The organism is Paenibacillus dendritiformis (assembly GCF_945605565.1).
Lineage (GTDB): Bacteria > Bacillota > Bacilli > Paenibacillales > Paenibacillaceae > Paenibacillus_B > Paenibacillus_B dendritiformis_A.
Window position 1 is genome coordinate 1684343 of sequence record NZ_OX216966.1, and the last position, 18302, is coordinate 1702644.

The 18302-nt window shown below is 53.7% G+C and carries 16 protein-coding genes; 10 read left to right on the forward strand and 6 right to left on the reverse strand.

What is annotated here, in order from left to right:
- Positions 1 to 161: 161 nt before the first annotated feature.
- The gene (locus NNL35_RS07310; protein ID WP_006678978.1) at positions 162 to 674 is read left to right on the forward strand and encodes a ferritin; all 513 of its coding nucleotides are present in this window, start codon (positions 162 to 164) and stop codon (positions 672 to 674) included.
- Positions 675 to 749: 75 nt separating this feature from the next.
- On the opposite strand, the gene NNL35_RS07315 is transcribed toward NNL35_RS07310, so the two are convergent.
- The 3 genes from NNL35_RS07315 to NNL35_RS07325 all read right to left on the reverse strand — a co-directional run bounded on the left by NNL35_RS07315 (position 750) and on the right by NNL35_RS07325 (position 4280).
- Positions 750 to 2147 carry a sensor histidine kinase gene (locus NNL35_RS07315; RefSeq protein ID WP_254553098.1) on the reverse strand — a complete coding sequence of 466 codons (1398 nt, stop codon included), beginning with the start codon at positions 2145 to 2147 and terminating at the stop codon, positions 750 to 752.
- Positions 2148 to 2163: 16 nt separating this feature from the next.
- Positions 2164 to 2886, reverse strand: a complete 723-nt coding sequence (locus NNL35_RS07320) for a response regulator transcription factor (RefSeq protein ID WP_006678980.1) — start codon at positions 2884 to 2886, stop codon at positions 2164 to 2166.
- A 116-nt stretch (positions 2887 to 3002) separates the two neighbouring features.
- A complete protein-coding gene (locus tag NNL35_RS07325; protein ID WP_006678981.1) occupies positions 3003 to 4280 on the reverse strand; it encodes a hypothetical protein in 1278 nt (425 codons plus the stop codon).
- A gap of 249 nt (positions 4281 to 4529) precedes the next feature.
- Here NNL35_RS07325 and NNL35_RS07330 point away from each other — a divergent pair, with 249 nt between their 5' ends.
- The 4 genes from NNL35_RS07330 (at position 4530) to NNL35_RS07345 (ending at position 7962) form a co-directional block, all read left to right on the forward strand.
- Complete coding sequence (locus NNL35_RS07330; protein WP_006678982.1) at positions 4530 to 5228, forward strand: response regulator transcription factor; 699 nt, start codon at positions 4530 to 4532, stop codon at positions 5226 to 5228.
- Positions 5225 to 6613: a sensor histidine kinase gene (locus NNL35_RS07335; protein WP_006678983.1), complete on the forward strand. Its 1389-nt coding sequence runs from the start codon at positions 5225 to 5227 to the stop codon at positions 6611 to 6613. Before NNL35_RS07330 ends, NNL35_RS07335 begins: the two co-directional genes overlap by 4 nt.
- A gap of 109 nt (positions 6614 to 6722) precedes the next feature.
- Positions 6723 to 7268: a PepSY domain-containing protein gene (locus NNL35_RS07340; RefSeq protein WP_006678984.1), complete on the forward strand. Its 546-nt coding sequence runs from the start codon at positions 6723 to 6725 to the stop codon at positions 7266 to 7268.
- Positions 7269 to 7380: 112 nt separating this feature from the next.
- A complete protein-coding gene (locus NNL35_RS07345; protein WP_006678985.1) occupies positions 7381 to 7962 on the forward strand; it encodes a PepSY domain-containing protein in 582 nt (193 codons plus the stop codon).
- A gap of 57 nt (positions 7963 to 8019) precedes the next feature.
- On the opposite strand, the gene NNL35_RS07350 is transcribed toward NNL35_RS07345, so the two are convergent.
- Positions 8020 to 9048, reverse strand: coding sequence for a LacI family DNA-binding transcriptional regulator (locus NNL35_RS07350; protein WP_006678986.1), 1029 nt, complete (start codon positions 9046 to 9048; stop codon positions 8020 to 8022).
- A gap of 243 nt (positions 9049 to 9291) precedes the next feature.
- Between NNL35_RS07350 and NNL35_RS07355 the strand changes: the two genes are divergently transcribed.
- Entirely contained in the window at positions 9292 to 10341 is a 1050-nt protein-coding gene (locus NNL35_RS07355; RefSeq protein WP_006678987.1) for a 2,3-butanediol dehydrogenase, read from the forward strand.
- Between the two features lie 258 nt (positions 10342 to 10599).
- Here NNL35_RS07355 and NNL35_RS07360 read toward each other — a convergent pair whose 3' ends face one another.
- Together NNL35_RS07360 and NNL35_RS07365 are read right to left on the reverse strand one after the other, a co-directional pair.
- The gene (locus NNL35_RS07360; protein ID WP_254553100.1) at positions 10600 to 10827 is read right to left on the reverse strand and encodes a hypothetical protein; all 228 of its coding nucleotides are present in this window, start codon (positions 10825 to 10827) and stop codon (positions 10600 to 10602) included.
- Between the two features lie 575 nt (positions 10828 to 11402).
- Positions 11403 to 12131 (reverse strand): 3-ketoacyl-ACP reductase, encoded by a 729-nt coding sequence (locus NNL35_RS07365; protein WP_006679151.1) that lies wholly within the window; start codon positions 12129 to 12131, stop codon positions 11403 to 11405.
- A 388-nt stretch (positions 12132 to 12519) separates the two neighbouring features.
- Between NNL35_RS07365 and NNL35_RS07370 the strand changes: the two genes are divergently transcribed.
- The 4 genes from NNL35_RS07370 to NNL35_RS07385 all read left to right on the forward strand — a co-directional run bounded on the left by NNL35_RS07370 (position 12520) and on the right by NNL35_RS07385 (position 18289).
- The gene (locus NNL35_RS07370) at positions 12520 to 13458 is read left to right on the forward strand and encodes a DNA-binding transcriptional repressor DeoR (protein ID WP_006679152.1); all 939 of its coding nucleotides are present in this window, start codon (positions 12520 to 12522) and stop codon (positions 13456 to 13458) included.
- 832 nt (positions 13459 to 14290) lie between these two features.
- Positions 14291 to 15199: an aldehyde dehydrogenase family protein gene (locus NNL35_RS07375; RefSeq protein WP_254553102.1), complete on the forward strand. Its 909-nt coding sequence runs from the start codon at positions 14291 to 14293 to the stop codon at positions 15197 to 15199.
- 40 nt (positions 15200 to 15239) lie between these two features.
- A complete protein-coding gene (locus NNL35_RS07380) occupies positions 15240 to 16913 on the forward strand; it encodes a thiamine pyrophosphate-binding protein (protein ID WP_276540124.1) in 1674 nt (557 codons plus the stop codon).
- Between the two features lie 62 nt (positions 16914 to 16975).
- Positions 16976 to 18289, forward strand: a complete 1314-nt coding sequence (locus NNL35_RS07385) for a class I adenylate-forming enzyme family protein (protein ID WP_006679155.1) — start codon at positions 16976 to 16978, stop codon at positions 18287 to 18289.
- The last annotated feature ends 13 nt before the right edge of the window (positions 18290 to 18302 follow it).

Below are 18302 nucleotides of genomic sequence, written 5' to 3' on the forward strand. Positions count from 1 at the left end.
CCGGCATTTTCCAACATACTGAGAATAGAAGGAAGCGAGCTGTACAAGATAAAGAAGGATACAGCCGGCACATAAGGCTTGCTCGGGGCTTGCGTGCGGCGCTTGTACAAGCGGGATGTGCTTGCTTCTCATCCAGACAAGCTAATTAGGGGAGTGATCCGATGTTAAGCGACAAGCTGCTTGCGAAGTTGAACGATCAAATGAATTATGAATTTTATTCTTCCCAGGTGTACCTGGCGATGGCGGCTTATTGTTCGTCGGAGAGCTTTGACGGGTTCGCGAACTTTTTCATCGTGCAGTCGGAGGAAGAGAAATTCCACGGGATGAAAATTTACCACTTTATCAATGCACTGGGCAAACGGGCCATTGTCAGCGGCATGGACCATCCGCAGAATGAGTACGGCTCCTTGCTGGACGCCTTCGAGCATTCCTATGAGCATGAACAGACGGTGACCAAGCGAATCTATGAATTGTCGGATATCGCGTGGGATGAGCGGGAGCATGCGACGATCAACTTCCTCAAGTGGTTCATTGACGAGCAGGTAGAGGAAGAAGCGACCTTCGACGGCATCATTCAGAAGCTGCGCCGCATCGATAATGATAGCAATGCCTTCTATATGCTCGATGCCGAGCTCGCGAAGCGCACCTTCACGCCGCCGGCCGGCGAAGCGTAAGGTGCATTCACCGACGAGAAGCTGCTTTCCCTGAACAAGTTCATGGGAAAGCGGCTTTTTTGCTGTGCCCGTCTATTATTTTCTTGGCAGCACAATTCGGAATATCGTGCCATGCCTGCCGGCTGTGCTCTCCATTCCGCTATCTAACACATGCAAGCGAATCCCGCCCCGGTGCTTCTCGACGATATGCTTGCAAATCGTCAGGCCGAGCCCGCTCCCGCCATCGCTTCTCCGGGATTGATCGCCGCGGACGAAGGCATCGAATATTTTGTCCTGCAGCTCCTGCGCGATGCCGATGCCGTTATCGGCGATGATAATCTCGATCTCTTCGTTCCTCTCCGCCAATTCAAGGGATACACGAGTACCTTCCGGATTATATTTCAGTGCGTTAGCCAGCAGATTGGAGATGGCCCGGTTTACCAATTTCGCGTTGAACGGGATGTTCACTTCATGCGCAGGAATGGCATATTCGAAGATGAACTGCTTGTCCTCGAACGGGCCATACCATTCGGCGGCGATCTCGCGCAGACATTCGGCAATGTCCGACACTTCGGTCGTAAGCGGATAGTCCGGGAGCTCCAGCTTGGACAGCTCGAACACATCCTCGATCAAGGACGCTACCAGCTGTGTCTTATCTTGAATCAGGGTCAACGTTTTCTGCTTCTTGTCTTCATCATGAATGAGCCCCAACTGCAAAGCCTCCACGTAACCCTGAATCGTGGTGATCGGCGTTTTCAGATCATGTGAAATATCGACAAGCATCCGCTGCTTGTTCGCCTCCAGTCTTTTCTTCTCCTGCTCCGCCTTCTCCAGCCGGTCAGCCATTACGTTAAAATGCTCCTGAATTTGCGCGATTTCGTGGTTCGCTTTTACATTCAGTCTTTTATAGTAATGGCCGTTCGCCACGTTTTTGATGGCTTCCGCGACAGCGCTTAGCGGATTCGTAATTTTGCGCGCTGTCCATCGGCTGTAGAAATAAGTATTAAGGCTGAACAACACGATGAATAACGCCAAGATTTGCAGCATGATTTTGGTGAATATCTTATGTTCATCGCGGTTCATTTCCTTAAGCTCAATATTTTGGGCCGCATATTGGGCAGGAATTTTGACAAGAACATAGCGGTTCTGTCCGTCATGCGCCGTAAACGGAGCGAGCGAGACCGTGTACGTCTTGTCTTTTTGATCGTATAACAGGGCGTTAAGATCTTTTTCCGTATAGGCAGTCGCCTGATCCAGCTTCTTGCCCTCGACATGCACGATCTCCAACTGTTCATTCAGGATCTCCACCCAACCGCCGAAGGATTGGATCGCCTCCGATGGAATCTCCTCCACGTGCGGCCGGACAATCTCACTGGCCGTCAGATACGCGGGCCGCGGCCCGTTCAACTCGCGATCCAGCTGGTAAGCGAGCAAGCTCAGTAGCCCGAACATAATCAGTCCCAATGTAAAAGAGAAGAATATATAATTTTTCATCAAAAGATTAAACAGCTTATTGCGGTTGCTCACGGCACTCTTCCTCTTTCGCAAACCGGTAACCGAGCCCCCGGATCGTTTTGAGATAGACCGGATTTCTCGGCTGGTCCTCGATCTTTTCCCGCAATCGGCTGATTTGCACCATGACGGTGTTGTCATCGGCGATATACGGCTCGGACCAAACCTTCTCGAAAATTTGCTTTTTCGTGAAAATACGTCCTGGTGAACCCATCAGCAGCTTCAGCAGCTTGTATTCGTTCGCGCTAAGCGCAATAGGTTCGCCGCGTTTGTAGAGAGCGCAGGAATGGTGATCCAGCACGAAGGCGCCGACGCGCGTATGCGGGCTGTCCTGAACAGCCGGATTATCGTTGAATTCATACGTGCGGCGCAGTTGAGCCTGAACGCGCGCCACCACTTCCAGAGGACTGAACGGCTTCGTAATGAAATCATCCGCCCCCAGGCCCAGTCCGATAATTTTATCCGCGTCCCGATTTTTGGCGGAAATAATGATGATCGGAAGCTTACATTCCTTCCGGACGCTCTTGATCAATTGATATCCGTCCAGTTCCGGCATCATAATATCGACGATCGCAAGATCGACAGGCTCGTTGCGCAGCATATCCATAGCCTCCGCGCCGTTCCCCGCTTCCAGCACGGATAAGCCCTCGGCTTCCAAATAGAGCTTGAGCAGACTCACGATGTCCGGCTCGTCATCGGCGATTAACACCGTGTTATGCATCCGTTATTCCCCCTGTCTGCCTGATTAGGAATGATTCGCTCTCTGCCTGCGAACTCCTTCTCCCTGGATGCATCGTAAGGTAATTGTAAGATTCGGGCGCAGGCTTTGGCATCTCATTATAAGCTATTCAACTCCACCACGTCCCCGCTAGCGGCCATCACGCCGTAGTGACAATCCAGCTTGCCGCAGAGCAGATACTTTTTCCGCTCCGGATCATACACGTACACTGGCATTAATTCGAGCCGACCCTTGAGCTTGTCATAGGCCTCCTCATGGCTGATGGCAACCTTCTCTTCGAATTGGAACTCATCGAACATGGAGAGCAGCGGCGCGTTATCCATATAATTGATGACTGTGTACGAATGGGGATCGATGAACAGGAGCAGCTTTCGCTGGAAAACCCGCTTGCTGGGCGTGCTCTGTCTCAAGACCGCTTGAATGCAGCCTCGTTCCCGCTGCAAGCTCTTGAGCACCCACTGTCCCGAATCCTGCGGATAGAGCTGGCGCAGGGCGGCTTCGGCAGCGTCCATACACTTGACTTGTTCCTCCTCCGTAATCGGAAAGGTATCGGGATGCGGCTCACGGGATGCCGCTTGTTCCAGCGTAACGGTCTCGTGAAAATCCAGCTCGATTCTTTCCATAGGTTCCGGTTCCGTAGCCGCAGTCGGCTGCTCCCAAGTCATCAGCTTGTCGATATTCACGCTCATTCCTGCATTCCTGTTGAGCTCGAACGGGATGGCGGTTAACCCATCATTGGCAATATAGATTTCCTCCAGACCGTACACCGAAATGATCCGCTGCTCCTCCAGCAAGGGAAGCTCCAGCAGCTTCAATTGCCTTCTCGCCAGCGGCTCCACCGCTTCCAGCGTAAGCGAATAGTCTGCTTCTTCGAGAAGGGAACGGGATGGGAACGTTCCGTACACGCTGTAGAAGGTAAGCTTGCCCTCTGCGTCGAACCGAAGCTCTGCCCGCCCGCCGGGAGAGATGGGCACGCCATCGATGCATTCGGTAAAGTGATATTCTCCTTCCTGTTCCTTGTCCAGGCGGAACTGCTTGCCATACACGATCCCGGCTTCCGCCTCAATCCAACGGATAACGTCATCCCGACCGGCATGTTGGAACGGCGTCCCCGCAGCAAATGACTTCCCGCCCACGAAAATGACGCTTTTATATTGGCCGGTATGCAAATGAACCGTAATAACCGCAGTCCCCTCCGGATTGCAATCCTCCTTCCATTCCGTGATATGGGAAGGGAACCATTCCATGCTGAGAACATAGTCGGTTTCGTTCAGCGGGGTGACTTCACGGTACACTTCATGGGAATGCAAGTCATAATTGTCCAATCCGAATTTCTGCTGCGCGGCATCAATCCATTCTTTAATTCGCTTATCCATGGCGGGGCCCTCCGATAATCTTTGTTGCCTTCATCATACCATTCCGAATCGGTGAACATGAAGCAGAGGCCGACGGTGAGCTTGCTTGTTATGACGGAGTTCCTATTTTCCGGGAAATAAGGGCTTCACGTTAGACGGAATACAGGGCACGGTTTATACTAAATTCTGAAGCAGGGGAAGAGTTTACTTTGAAGTTGGAGACTTTATCATATATAACCTGTGCGTGAATCAAAGGAGAGCGAGGCCGATATGGATAAGCCCAAAATATTGATCGTCGAAGATGAAGAAAAAATTGCCCGCGTACTGGAGCTGGAGCTGACGTATGAAGGGTATGAAGTCGGCAAGGCATTGGACGGCCTGGAGGGGTTCCGGCTTTTCCAGGAGCAGTCCTGGGACCTGATATTGCTGGATGTGATGCTCCCCGGCATTAGCGGAATCGAACTGCTGCGCCGCATCCGTTCCCATGACCCGCATACGATGGTCGTGATGCTGACCGCGAAGGACTCCGTGGAGGATAAAGTATCGGGCCTTGATCTCGGGGCCAATGATTATGTGACGAAGCCGTTTCAGATCGAAGAGCTGCTGGCGCGCATCCGTGCCTCGCTGCGAATGAGACGGCTGCCCCCGGCCGCCGAGATCGAGCCCGAGTGGATCACGGTCGCCGATCTGAGCTTGAGCGAGCTGACGCATGAAGTGAAGCGCGGGGAAGACCGCATTGAACTGACGCCCCGCGAGTTCGACCTGCTCGCATATCTGATGAAGCATGCCCGGCAGGTCCTGAGCAGGGAGCAGCTATTGGATGGAGTGTGGGGATACGACTATTACGGGGATACGAATATTGTCGATGTCTATATTCGCTATCTTCGCCATAAGGTCGACAAGCCCTATGATACGGCGCTGATTCATACCGTGCGCGGAGTAGGCTATGTGCTGAGGGATCCGAGATGAAGCTGAGAAATAAAATCAATCTCTATACATCGGTATTGTTCATCGCGCTCATCCTGATTGTAAGTGCGGCCATTTATTATATTTTCAGCGGCATGATGTTGGATAGCGAGGCGGACAGAGTGGCCGCCGAAGCGCAGCAAGCGCTGGCGGGAATCAATCAGGCCGGCACGTCGATTCCGCCGGATGATCTGTTGCGGGCTTATGCGCCGCTCCATGGCATTCTCCAGATCGTCAATGCGGACGGAAGCCGGGGTGCGGCGGTTGCGCCGCCGGAGCTGAAGGCGCTTCGTGATCTCCCCGTTGCTTATTATCGGCAGGAAGTGCGCGACATTGTCACCTATCAGGGGATTCCGCATGTCTTTGTGTCGCTTCCGATCGTATGGCATGGCGGAGAGGTAGCCAATCTGCAAGTAACGGAAAGCTTGAAGCCAACCGCCGACATGCTCAATATTTTGCGAGTGGTCCTGATTCTGGTGTCGGGGCTTGCCATCCTTCCTGTCCTGATCTCGTCCAAGCTGCTGAGCAACTTCATCACCCGGCCGATCTCATCGATGATTGCGACGATGCGCGATATTCAGCGAAGCGGGCAGTTCAAGCGGATTCCGCTGCCGAAGAAGTCCAAAGATGAGCTCTACCAAATGGGCGACACGTTCAATCATATGATGGATCTGCTCGAGGTGAACTATGAGAAGCAGGGCCAATTCATTTCCAATGCATCCCATGAACTGAAGACGCCGCTTACGATTATCGAATCCTATGCATCCCTGTTGCAACGAAGGGGGAGGGAGCAGCCCGAGCTGTTCGACGAGTCGGTCGAGGCGATACATTCGGAAGCCATTCGAATGAAGGATCTGACCCAGCAATTGCTGCTGCTGGCGAAGCATGATGAGATGTGGAAGGTCACGATGGAGCCCATTGATCTGGGGCACATGGTTGAAGAATGGGTCCGCGCTTTTCAGAAGGCGTACCACCGTGACATCACGCTCCAGCGGGAAGCGGACGTGATCATCGAGACGGATGTTCAGAAATGCAAACAGTTGTTCTATATCGTGATGGATAATGCGCGCAAATATAGCGAGGAAGCGATCGGAGTCTGCATCAAAAAAGAAGGCCGAACAGCGGTGGTCGAGGTTAGCGACAGGGGCATCGGCATCCCGGCGGATTCGTTGGACAAAATTTTCGACCGGTTCTACCGGGTCGATAAGGCCAGAACAAGAGCGAAGGGAGGCTTCGGCCTGGGCCTGGCGCTTGCCAAGGAGATTGCCGACGCGCTGGAAGCCGATATTCGTATCGAGAGCATTGAAGGCCATGGCACCAAGGTTCGAATCACATTTAAGATGACCCCTTCACGCAATCTTATCGGTGCTGAGAGCCGGCCGTTTTGAACTCGCACATATATAGAGTAGCGCAAGCTCAAGCTCAGCGATTTCTCATGTTGCTCATGTATACTGTAGCAAAACCGGTAAGGGAGTCTGGAAATAGGGAGGCGCAAACATGAAAAAAGCATGGCTGGGCGCAGCCGTCATTGCGTTCTTTGCCATTGTGATCTGGCAGCTTGTTCGCCTGATTACCTTTGCCGAGCCTTTGTCCGCGGCCGAGGCGGCCAGCAAAGTGAAGGAGATGTACAAGGGCGAAGTCGTGGAAGTCAGCGAGCTTCCGCATGCCTACCGGGTGACGATGGAGCTGAATACGGGAACGTATGAAGTCGATATTGACAAGGATAAAGGAAGAATCGGCGGGATGACAAGGACAAAAGCTGCACCAGAGCCGGAAGCCACACCGCCCGCCGTGGAACCGGATCAGCAGAAGCCGCCCGCTGAATCGAAGCCGAAGCCGAAGCCCCAAAAACGGATTACGAAAGAGGAAGCGGCCGCTATCGCGCTCAAGACGGTAGACGGTAAAGTCGATGACATCGACCTGATCCAGTCGGGCGGCGTCGCCTATTACCTGGTCGAAATCGATCGGGAAGACGGCGAGGATGGAACGGTTCAGATCAACGCGATAACCGGGGAAGTCAAGTCGGTCACCTGGGATGATTGAGGCCGATCGGGAAGTTCGGCTGCTTCTCAGCAAATTCTCATTTTTCTATCCGCGTATCCTCATTTTCGTTGTCTATAGTAAGGGTAACACCTTATGAAGGAGGCAATAGGATATGAAGCGCACATTTATCGCCAGCATGGCAGGCTTATTATTGCTTGGAGGGGCCGTAGGGGCGGCCGCGGCCGCAGGCACGGCGAACGGCTCCGTGAAGAGCTTGACGAACGGGAGCCAAATCCTGACTTCGAAGCAGGCCGAGGAGATTGCTCTTCGGGAAATCAACGGCGACATCCGAAGCGTCGAGTTGAAAAAAGAGAACGGCCGTACGGTATTTGAGGTCGAAATCATGACGGCAGACGGCCGTGACGACAATGAAGTGACCTTGGATGCCGTGTCCGGCAAGGTGCTCAAGGTCGAACGGGATGATGACGATGACGCGGACGATCGTCAGCGTGAGCGCCGCCAAGGCCAAGCGCAGGAGCGGACAGCAAGCATTTCGAAGAAGCAAGCGATCGCCATCGCTCTTCAAGATACGCCGGGCAAGGTGATTGAGGCCGATTCCGACAAAAACGTCTACGAGATCGAAATTCGAAGCGGAAATCGCGACATCGAATATAAAATTGACAAGTATACGGGTAAAATTGTGGATAAAGATGTAGATGACGCCGACGATGATGATGAGTGGGACAATGATTAAGGCGGCATAGATGGCAGAGGGGATTGGCTCCCCTCTTTTTTTATGGCCGAACCTGTGTCAATCCAACTGCCGGGAAGTCCGGGTCATCGGTACGCTCGACTCCCTCACGATAAGGCGCGGTTCGAATTGCACCCGCTCATACACGCCCTGCTTCTGCTCGATTATCCGGTTCAGCAGCAGCTCCGCGGCCACTCTTGCCGCTTCCGCGCCCATAATCGAGACGGAGCTCAGCTTCGGCGTCGTAATTGTCCCCCAAAAAATATTGTCGATCCCGACAACGGCGATATCTTCAGGCACGCGGACGCCTAACTCCTTGAACCGGTTCAGCAGCCCGATCGCAATCATATCGTTGCCCGCATACACGGCGTCCGGCATATTCGCCAGTCCGGCGAAGTAATCCGCGGCCTTCATTCCGGTCTGCAGCGAGAAATCGTCGCCGAAATAGACGAGGGAGATATCGACTTGATGCAATGCGTCCTCATAAGCGAAAAACCGCTCCTCGATAATGTCCTTGGGCGCGCCCGCATACGCGATTCGTGTGCGGCCGATGCTGAGGAGATGCTCCATCGCAAGCCGGCCTTCCTGGGCTGACATGCTCACGATATCGGCTTTGATATCCGCGTCCAATTTTTTGCCATAGTTAATGATCGCAATCGGGAGTCCGGATTTGTTGATCCAGTCCTTCAATGTTTTCGGATAGGCGAGCGGCAGCAGGATCAGGCCATCGACATGCAGCTTTTTGGCTTCCTTCAATATTTCCAGCTCTGCGCGCGCGTTGCCTAGCGTATTGATTTGAACGACGCGATAATCATAATGCTTGGCGGCCTGCTCGACCGCATAGGCGATTTCCGGAACGAACGCATTCCGGATATCCGGCACGGCGAGCGCGATTTGCTTCGTCTGGCGCACTTTCAAGCTCTGGGCAGAGGTGTTGGGAATGAATCCAAGCTCCTCGACGGCGGCCATCACCTTCGCCTTCGTCTTCGCGCTAATGCCTTCCGCATCGTTAATCGCCCGCGAGACGGTAGCGATCCCGACCCCCGCTCTTGCGGCTACGTCCTCTATCGTTACTTTGCTGCGGCCCATCCCTCTATCCCTCCTGCCTTTTCCGGAATTGCTTCCAGCTTCCTCATGTGAACAAATCAAGAACATCATACCATAGAATCGCTATTCTTCATTATTATTTCACAAAAACTAGGAACAGATTTGACATTAGCGTGACGTTGTGACATATTTAATATCGGAAACGTTTCCGAAATGATCATTCATTTTCCACACATTCAATCTATCGAACCACTCATTATCTACACGTCCAGGGAGATGATCGCAGTGAAAGCTTTGAGATGGCATGGCGTGAAGGATTTGCGCCTGGAGAACATCGAGGAACCGAAGGCTCTCAAAGGCAAAGTGAAAATCAAAGTCGAATGGTGCGGAATTTGCGGCAGCGACTTACATGAATATACAGCAGGACCTATCTTCATTCCGGAAGGCGCCCCTCATCCCATTACGGGAGAGAAAGCGCCTATCGTTATGGGTCATGAATTCTCGGGACAGGTCGTCGAAGTCGGAGAAGGCGTGACCAAGGTGCAAGCGGGAGACCGCGTCGTCGTCGAGCCGATCTACGCTTGCGGCGAATGCGAAGCCTGCAGACAAGGAAAATACAATCTGTGCAGCACAATGGGCTTCCTTGGCCTGGCCGGAGGCGGCGGAGGCTTCTCCGAGTACGTGGCGGCCGAAGAGTATATGGTGCATAAGATTCCGGACAACGTGTCCTATGAGCAAGGCGCGCTGGTAGAGCCATCGGCGGTTGCCCTGCATGCCGTCCGCCAGAGCAAGCTGAAGGTCGGCGATCGGGCTGCCGTGTTCGGAACCGGGCCGATCGGGTTGCTCGTGATTGAGGCGTTGAAAGCGTCCGGAGCCGCGGAAATCTATGCCGTGGAGCTGTCCGAGCAGCGCCGCAAGAAAGCCGAGGAATTGGGCGCCATCGGGCTGGATCCATCCCAAGTGGATGTCGTCAAAGAGCTTCACGAACGGACCAATGGCGGCGTAGACGTCGCTTATGAGGTGACCGGCGTTCCCCCTGTATTGACGAACGCGATTCATTCCACCTGTCTCGGCGGCGAAGTGATGATTGTGAGCATCTTCGAGCGCGAGGCTCCGATCATGCCGAACGATATCGTCATGAAGGAGCGGACGATGAAGGGAATCATCGGTTACCGCGATGTATTCCCGGCCGTCATCAGCTTGATGGAAAAAGGCTATTTCCCTGCCGACAAGCTCGTGACGAAGCGCATCAAGCTTGACGAAGTCGTAACCGAGGGCTTCGACACCCTCCTGTCCGAGAAGAACCAGGTCAAAATTTTGGTCAAAGCGGAATAATAAAGATAGACCGGATATAGGCCGGATCTCTGCGTGAGCGGGGATCCGGTTTTTTTTGTTATCGCTCAGCTTGATCTATACATCCGGCGGCGGGAAAAGCGGCGGAAGATGGAACAGGCAGTGAATCCTGCGTTAATGCAGCAATTTACGCTATTTCAGCCCCGATCTGATGCAATTCCTGCAAAAGTCAGGCTGTTGAGAAAGAAGTTTTGAGTAGGGAATGGATATTTCTACCGGCCTGAAAACTGCACCATTTCCCTAGACACGCCCATCCGGCAGGCGAAATCCGCAAAACTCCACGAATTCTCCAGACACGCCTATTCCGGTAAGCGAAATCCTGCATAAATACAGCAATTCGATATGGACGACTTTTCCAGAAAGGGAATCCTGCAAAATTACAGGAATTTCCCCGGTTTCGCTTCGGCTTGAAGCAAAAGGGCTTAAAATGATGTAGATTTGCAGCAATTCCTCGGGATGTGGACTCATTAAGCCGAAATTCCTGTAAAATAGCAGCAATTTCCTCCGCACGTCCAAGCCCCAGGAGGCAACGATGCTTCCAGCAGGCCGATAATGCTTCCTGAAGGCGATGATGCCCCCAGCATCCGACGCGGTCGCTTGGATCCCGTAAAATCAGGCTATTGAGTAGTATGTGGGACTTTTTACCTGTGATGGATCTCTTCACCCGGTAGAAAAAATCGATTTAAAAACGCTCTGAGAGCCAAGTTTGGATGAGGAAAATGGACCATCTCCACCCCTTCGCAAAAAAACAGGGGTTTTCCAACAGCCTGAAAAGTGCAGCATTTACGCCGATTTTTGCTTCCCCTCTATTGTACAAGCTGAAATTGATGCAGTTTTGCAGGAATTCATGTAACGTAGTTAACGTCATAATGAAAAGCTGCATTTTAGCCGTAATTTCGGCATGTTGAGCATGGAGAAGCAAACTTTCACTATAGCTAGAAACTGTTTATGAGACATCCCCTTCATATGGATGGATATCATAGGCAAGAAAATAGACAGAGGGGCGAAAATGCCCCTCTTTTTCATAGGAATGGCAGGAGGAACTACTGCGGATTCGTCGTCCAGATGCCGGCGGTCTTGACGAATACGCGCTGCGGCAGCTTCAATGCAGCCAGCGCGAGCTCGGCGACATCCTCAGGCTGCATCATCCGGTCTTCATCGCCGATGTTGAGCCCGGCGTTCACGGCCAGTTCGGTATTGACGGTGCTTGGCGTGAGCGCCGTGACGCGAATGTTATGCTTGCGCACCTCCTGCATCAGCGCCTCGGTCAAGCCCATGACGGCGAACTTGGATGCATTGTAGGCAGAGCCGGTCGCGAAGCCGCGCTCGCCCGCCGTCGAGGAAATATTGATTATGCTGCCTTCGTTCTGGGCGATCAGACCCGGCAGCACGGCGCGTGTGACATAATAGGTGCCCATCAGGTTCACCTGAATGATGCGCTCCCATTCCTGTACCGGCATGTCGACCAGCTTGCCGAACGAGGCGATGCCGGCGTTGTTGATGACAATATGAATCGCGCCGAGCTGCTCCTGAATGGAGGCGACAGCCCGCTCCACTTCGGCTTGCACGCCGACATCGGCTGCGGTGATCGCAACCTTGACATCGTATTGCCCGGCCAGCTCGGCCTTCAGCGCCTCCAGGTCAGACTGCGTGCGGGCAATCAGCCCGAGATGCGTGCCTTCCTTGGCAAGCGCGACAGCTAATGCTTTGCCGATTCCTTTTCCTGCCCCGGTAATGAGGGCCGTCTTGTTCGCGAGATTGTTCAGTTCCATAGGTACATCTCTCCTTTTTTGGGTTCATCATTTACGCGATAACGCATGGTACAGCCAAGTAACTCCGATCCGCAGATCCCGCGGAGCACCGCGCATGGATAGTCCGCTGTCTTCGGATGACTAGGTTCACAAGGAGCGTGTTCTCTTTATTATAGGTGAACCAAAGGACAAGATCATATCCATCGTTCAGCCTAATGCATCTTATGAACAGAACGGCATCATACGGCGCGGCGCCAGGATGCCAGGGCCGGTTCCAGCCCCTGCGGGCAGGGACTCGTTTCAATGATTGAATTTGTATGATAGTATATTGCTATCTGCACTACTGTTTATTTTTGCAGGCAAGAAGCCAGGATGAAGAGAATAATTCCACAGAAGCGGGTTGTCATTGATGGATCAGGATAAACGCCGGCTAAGTATCGAAGCCGCAAGAATGTATTACATGTCAGATTATAGTCAAATCGAGATCGCATCCATGCTCGGCGTCTCCCGTCCGACGGTATCGAGGCTGCTGCAATATGCCAAAGATCAGGGCTATGTTCGCATCAATATCGTCGATCCGCTCGAGGATCTGGATGAATTGGGAGAGCGCGTCAAGCAGAAGTATGAACTGGATACGGCGCTCGTATGCTATTCCCCCGTGAATGAGTACCACGAAATTCAGAAAAATATTAGCCAAAAAGCGGCCGACTATTTACAGGAGACGGTCCAGGACACGGACATTATCGGCGTAACCTGGGGGAGAACGATGCACGCTGTGGCGGTTCGGCTTCAGGAGAAGCAGGTGCGGGGCGTAGAGGTTGTTCAATTAAAAGGCGGCATCAGCTACTCCCATGTCAACACGTATGCGGCGGAGACGGTCAATTTATTCGCGGCGGCGTTCCAGACGATTGCCAGATATTTGCCGCTTCCCGTTATATTCGACAGCGTTGCCCTGAAGCAGATGGTGGAGGAAGATCGGCATATCCACCGGATTATTCAATTGGGGAAGCAAGCCAATATCGCGGTCTTTACCGTAGGCACCGTGAATGATGATGCGCTGTTGTTCCAGTTGGGATATTTGAGCAAGGAAGAGAAGAAGCTGCTGCAGCGCACCGGTGTCGGCGACATCTGTTCGCGCTTCTTCGACAAGGACGGGAATATATGCAGCGAAGATATTAACAACCGGACCGTCGGCATCGATTTGCCGGATCTGCGGAAGAAGGAGAAATCGATTCTCATTGCCGGGGGCCAGCATAAGGTCGAAGCGATTCGGGCCGCGCTCGTCGGCAAATACGCCAATATTATCGTAACCGATCAATTCACGGCGCAAGCGCTGCTGCAATCATAGCATGCCACTAGGGGAGCACATCAACAAATACGACTTTTCATCCCGATGTATTGGATGGAAGTCGTATTTTTTTGTGTACAGAATCCATGGAAAGGAAGCAGAGTTCACAAAACGTATAAAATTTCTTAATATGGAAATCTGAGTATTATCCTTGACCGCTCTCATTCTTTGTAATATATTGGGATAAACAGGAATAAACTACTACTTATCGGTATATCATCAGACGAACTATGAACTCCTCCGCTACCAACATCGCAAGATAACATCACCGCATGTCATCGCATAATGAAGCAGCAATGGATAGAGATTACGAAATTGAGTTACCCATAGGGGCTGGATACCCAGCCCCCTTCCTATTGGTCATGGCCGGAAGCGGTCACGGCTTTAACGATCATTGATATGTACGAACCAGTGCCTCTATTGCCTCCATAATAACATTTTTTCGCAAAGAGGCCTAGTTTTAACATATAAAGTTCATTGTTGTATTTTGCTAGAATATTTCGATAAAAGGTTGTGATTTCTTGACATGGTAAAGGCGCGGGAATGCAGGATCAAAGATATGGAAACATTGGCTTCTTGTCTTGAAGCCCATCGGGCAGAGGTGCGGTCGATGTTAACCCGAATCTCTACATACCGCAGCGCAGAAGCCGAGATCGATTCCAGTATTCAAGTACTAAGGGGAGCTGCGGAGGAAATTGCCTTGTATCATCCCTCTTTTATCGATAAAATGGCAGTTTTCCATTCGTCCAACAACATTTTGTATTCATACATACTTTACGGGGTTGTCCCAAGCGCTTACTGCAAGCGGATTTGCATCCGGCCCTCTTCCCAAGTGAGCTTGCCGACCATGGATATCCATCGCTGGATCGGCGGGCAGGTTTCCTTGCCGATCGAGATGCATCCTGTAGGGCAGGTTGAGTTCCGGAGGAATATGCAGGGTGCCGATGTCGTCGTCTTTACGGGAGACTATTACAACAGTTTGGAGGTTCAAGCCGAGTTTCCGTCTTCCTTGTTTCTCTTTTTCGGATCGGGCGTCAACCCGTTCATTGTCGGAGCCCAAGCGGATATCGGGCAAGCCGTCGAAGCGGCGGTTCAATCCCGCCTGTACAATTCGGGACAAGATTGCATGTGCCCGAATGTCTTTTTTGTCCACCGGGAGGTGAAGAGCGAATTTGTCGCCGGACTCCTTGACCGGGTCCGTCAAGTGAAGACGGGCGTAACCGTGGCTAGGGACACGGAGGTGAACCCGCTCATTTATGATGAGATTCCGCTGCTGGCCTCGCTCTTCTTGGACAAATACAAGGATCGGATTATCCATGGCGGTCAGGTGGATGTCAGCCGCAAGCTGGTCGAACCGACGATTCTCCTGTCTGCGATGGATCGGATGCCTGAGGTGGAGGAGCATTTTTGTCCCATTTTTAACGTGGTTGAGTACGGCAGCGCGCAAGAAGTCGCGGATTGGATTTTCTCGGAGCAGCGGGTGGAGTCCTCCTTCGGCGCCTGCTTGTTCGGGGAACCGGAGTTGATTGAGAAGCTGAAGCCGAGTCATATGCTTGCGCTCAATTCAACCTTGTTCGATATCGAAAATGGCAACCGGCCTTTTGGCGGCTACGGCATGAAAGCGAGCTATGTTCGGTATAAAGATCGCACGATCAGCCAACCGCTGCTTATTTCGGAACAGGTGTCGCGTTTTTTCCGCAACTCTCCAAATATCACGACAGCAGGGTACAGCAGCATCTAAACTATTGCCATTTTTCAGGATAAGGGGTCGAACAATGTCTATGGATGGTGAAATTTGGGATCTGTATGCGAAAATTCTAAAAAAGTCAGGAATCTCTTGCGTGTTTGGGATGGTAGGAGAAGGAGAAGGGCTGCTTGAGGCTGCCTCCCAATGCGGCGGACTGGAAGCTTGCACAGCACGAGATCAGCGCATCGCGGTCGGCATGGCCATGGGGTACGCCCAGATAAGCCGGGGGCCTGCCGTGTATGCCGCCAGTCCAGGGCCGGGTCTGGTCAACGGTCTGGTCGGCGTATTGGAAGCCTATTCGGTCAGCGTTCCTCTTATTGTCATCTCCAGCGGCACCTCGCGGGAAGCCAAGGGAACGGGCGCATTCCAGGAGTTCGACAGTCTTCCGATGATGCAGGCCGTGACGAAGTGGTGCTACCGCGTCGAGCATGAGAGCAAAGCGATCTGGGCGCTTCAGCGGGCCTTTCATATGGCCGTGAACGGAAGGCAGGGCCCGGTCTATCTCGAAATACCGCATGATCTTGTGAAGGGTCCGTATTCATGGGAGCTGGAGGCTGGCGCATTGCCGCTGGCACCCGCTCGTGTCCAACCGGACGCCGATACGATCGATCGGTTATCCGGGCTCCTGCGCGAGGCGGAGAAGCCGGTCTTTATCGCCGGCGGCGGATGCAACGACAAATCCACGGGGGCATTCTTTACCCGTCTAGCCGAGCATTACGGAGCGGCGATGTTCACGACGGCTTCCGGCCGGGGAGCCGTGAACGAACAGCATCGCCAGGCGTTCGGCAATGTCGGCTTATATACGCTGCCGGAGGCCAGGGAACTGCTGGAAGAGGCCGATCTGTTCCTCGTGATCGGCTCGCAGCTGGAGGAGACGGCGCTCTTGGGCTGGGAGGAGGCAGCGGCGGGCCGCTTGCTGATTCATGTGGATTGCGATTACAGCAGCCTCATGCGCGCCCTGACCGGAGAGCTTCCGGTGCTCGGAGACGCATCCTTGACGCTGCAGGCTCTGCTGGACGCCGTCCCCGCCGATCGCGGGCAGAGGTCAAGGGAGAGGTGGCTTGAGCGCCAGCAGCAGGCCAAAGCCGCGTTAATCCGGCAATGGGGGCAGGCCGATTATGAGCGTTCGCCGGTTCGCAGCACGTATCTCGCCTTGACGGAGTTCGATGCTGACGGAGTCATTCTGGTGCAGGATAACGGATTGCACGATATGTGGGGCTATTCTTACCCGATCTTCACCTCGGCTGCCGGGAGAACGCTGGTTCCGGGAGAGCAGACCGCCCTGGGCCTGCCGATGGGAGCGGCGATCGGAGCCAAGCTAGCCTCTGCCAAGGCCAGCGTCGTCACGATCATCGGCGACGGATCCTATGCGATGGGCCAAGGGGCATTGATTACGGCGGCGGAGCGCAGATTGGGGATCACGTTCGTCATCATTAACAATCAAGGGTATTCGTGGCCCCGGTTCCAGCAAGCCAAGGCGGGGGTTGAGGTTGGCTGCGAGTTCGTGCTGGGCTCCGAATTGGATCCGTATGTCCGCAGCCTGGGAGGATACTTTGCCAAGCCGGGCAACCGTGAGGAGCTGGCGGCAGCCCTCAAGGAAGCCAAGCGGAGGAATGAGAACGGAAGCTTCGCGCTCATTGAAATCGCAACGGGATGGGATCAGGATCTTCCTGTGACGGTCCTCGATCAGTACGGTGACATCCAATGAAAAGGGAACCATTGCAAATTTACATAGGAACCCGTCGTTACTCGGATCAGTTTCAACGTCTTTTGGAATCATTTATCGAATCCTTGCATCGGGAACAAGTGACCGCGCGCTCACTGGTCGGGCTGTCGGTTCAAGATCCGCTGTTGTTCCTCGCCGCTTATCTCGGATGCCGGCGCATCGGCGCGGTTCCGGTCATTATCGGCATTCTTCCCGATGCGCAAGCGCGGCTGCGGGAGCTGCAGCTCGCCTATTACTGCCATGAACAAGAGGGGGCCTTGCGCTTGGAGCGGCTCGGCTTCGATGCCGGCGCCAGCCTGCCTGATGACGTCGCGGTCATTATCCGGACGACCGGCTCGGTCTCCGGCATCCCCAAGTTCGTCATGTGGACCGAGCAGGGGCTTCAGTACCAGCATAGGGAAACGGTCAAGCGCCTGACCTATACCGTTCATGATCGGCTCTGCTTATGTGTTCCGCTGTGGGGGGCTTATGGCGCTTCGGTCGTGAACATACTGGAGCATCACGCCTTGACGCTCATCCTGCCGGAGAGCATCCGGCCCGCTTCGCTGATTCGCCTGTTCGAGGAAATGGAAGTCACCCTGGTGGAGGGCGCTTCTTCGTTCTACAGCATGCTGGCGGAGTACTTCTCCAAGCACCCGGAGGCCGCGCGCGGCGTCGAACGGGTTCGCAGCTGGGGATGCGGCGGAGACATCCTCCCGGTGTCCCTGAACCGGAAATGGATCGAAGCCGTCGGCCTGCCGCTGCTGGACGGATACGGGCTGTCCGAAGCGGGTCCGAATGTAGCGCTCAGCGCCGTGAACGATTATAAGCTGGGCTCTGTCGGCCGGCCTTTGGACGGTACGGAGATACGGATAGACGGAGGTGGAGAGCTGCTGCTCCGCGGCCCTGGCATCATGAAGGGCTATTATCCTTTGGACTATGACGGGGAGCAGCCTTTTACCGAAGACGGATGGCTTCGCACCGGAGATTTGGCCACGGTGGACGAAGAGGGATATCTGACCATTCAGGGCCGGATCAAAAACATTATTGTCGTCAAGGAAATGAACGTCAGTCCGGAGCATGTGGAGCAAGCCCTTCGCCAATGCGGCGGAATCCGGGATGCGGCTGTAGTCGGCATTCCCCACAAAAACGGCGGAAGCCGCCTGGTTGCCCTGCTTCTGGCAGAGGAGAGCGGATATAGCCTCGAACGGGTGAAGCAGCATGCCCGAGAACATTTGGAGCCGGCAAGCCGCCCTTCTCAATATAGAGTAATGGACCAATTTCCGATGCTCCCTAACGGGAAAATCAACCGTCCGGCCATGAGAGAGCTGGCCGCGAAGCTTTGTGGAGAAGAAGTGATGACGGCTCCGATGTCATGATGGAGGGAAGATG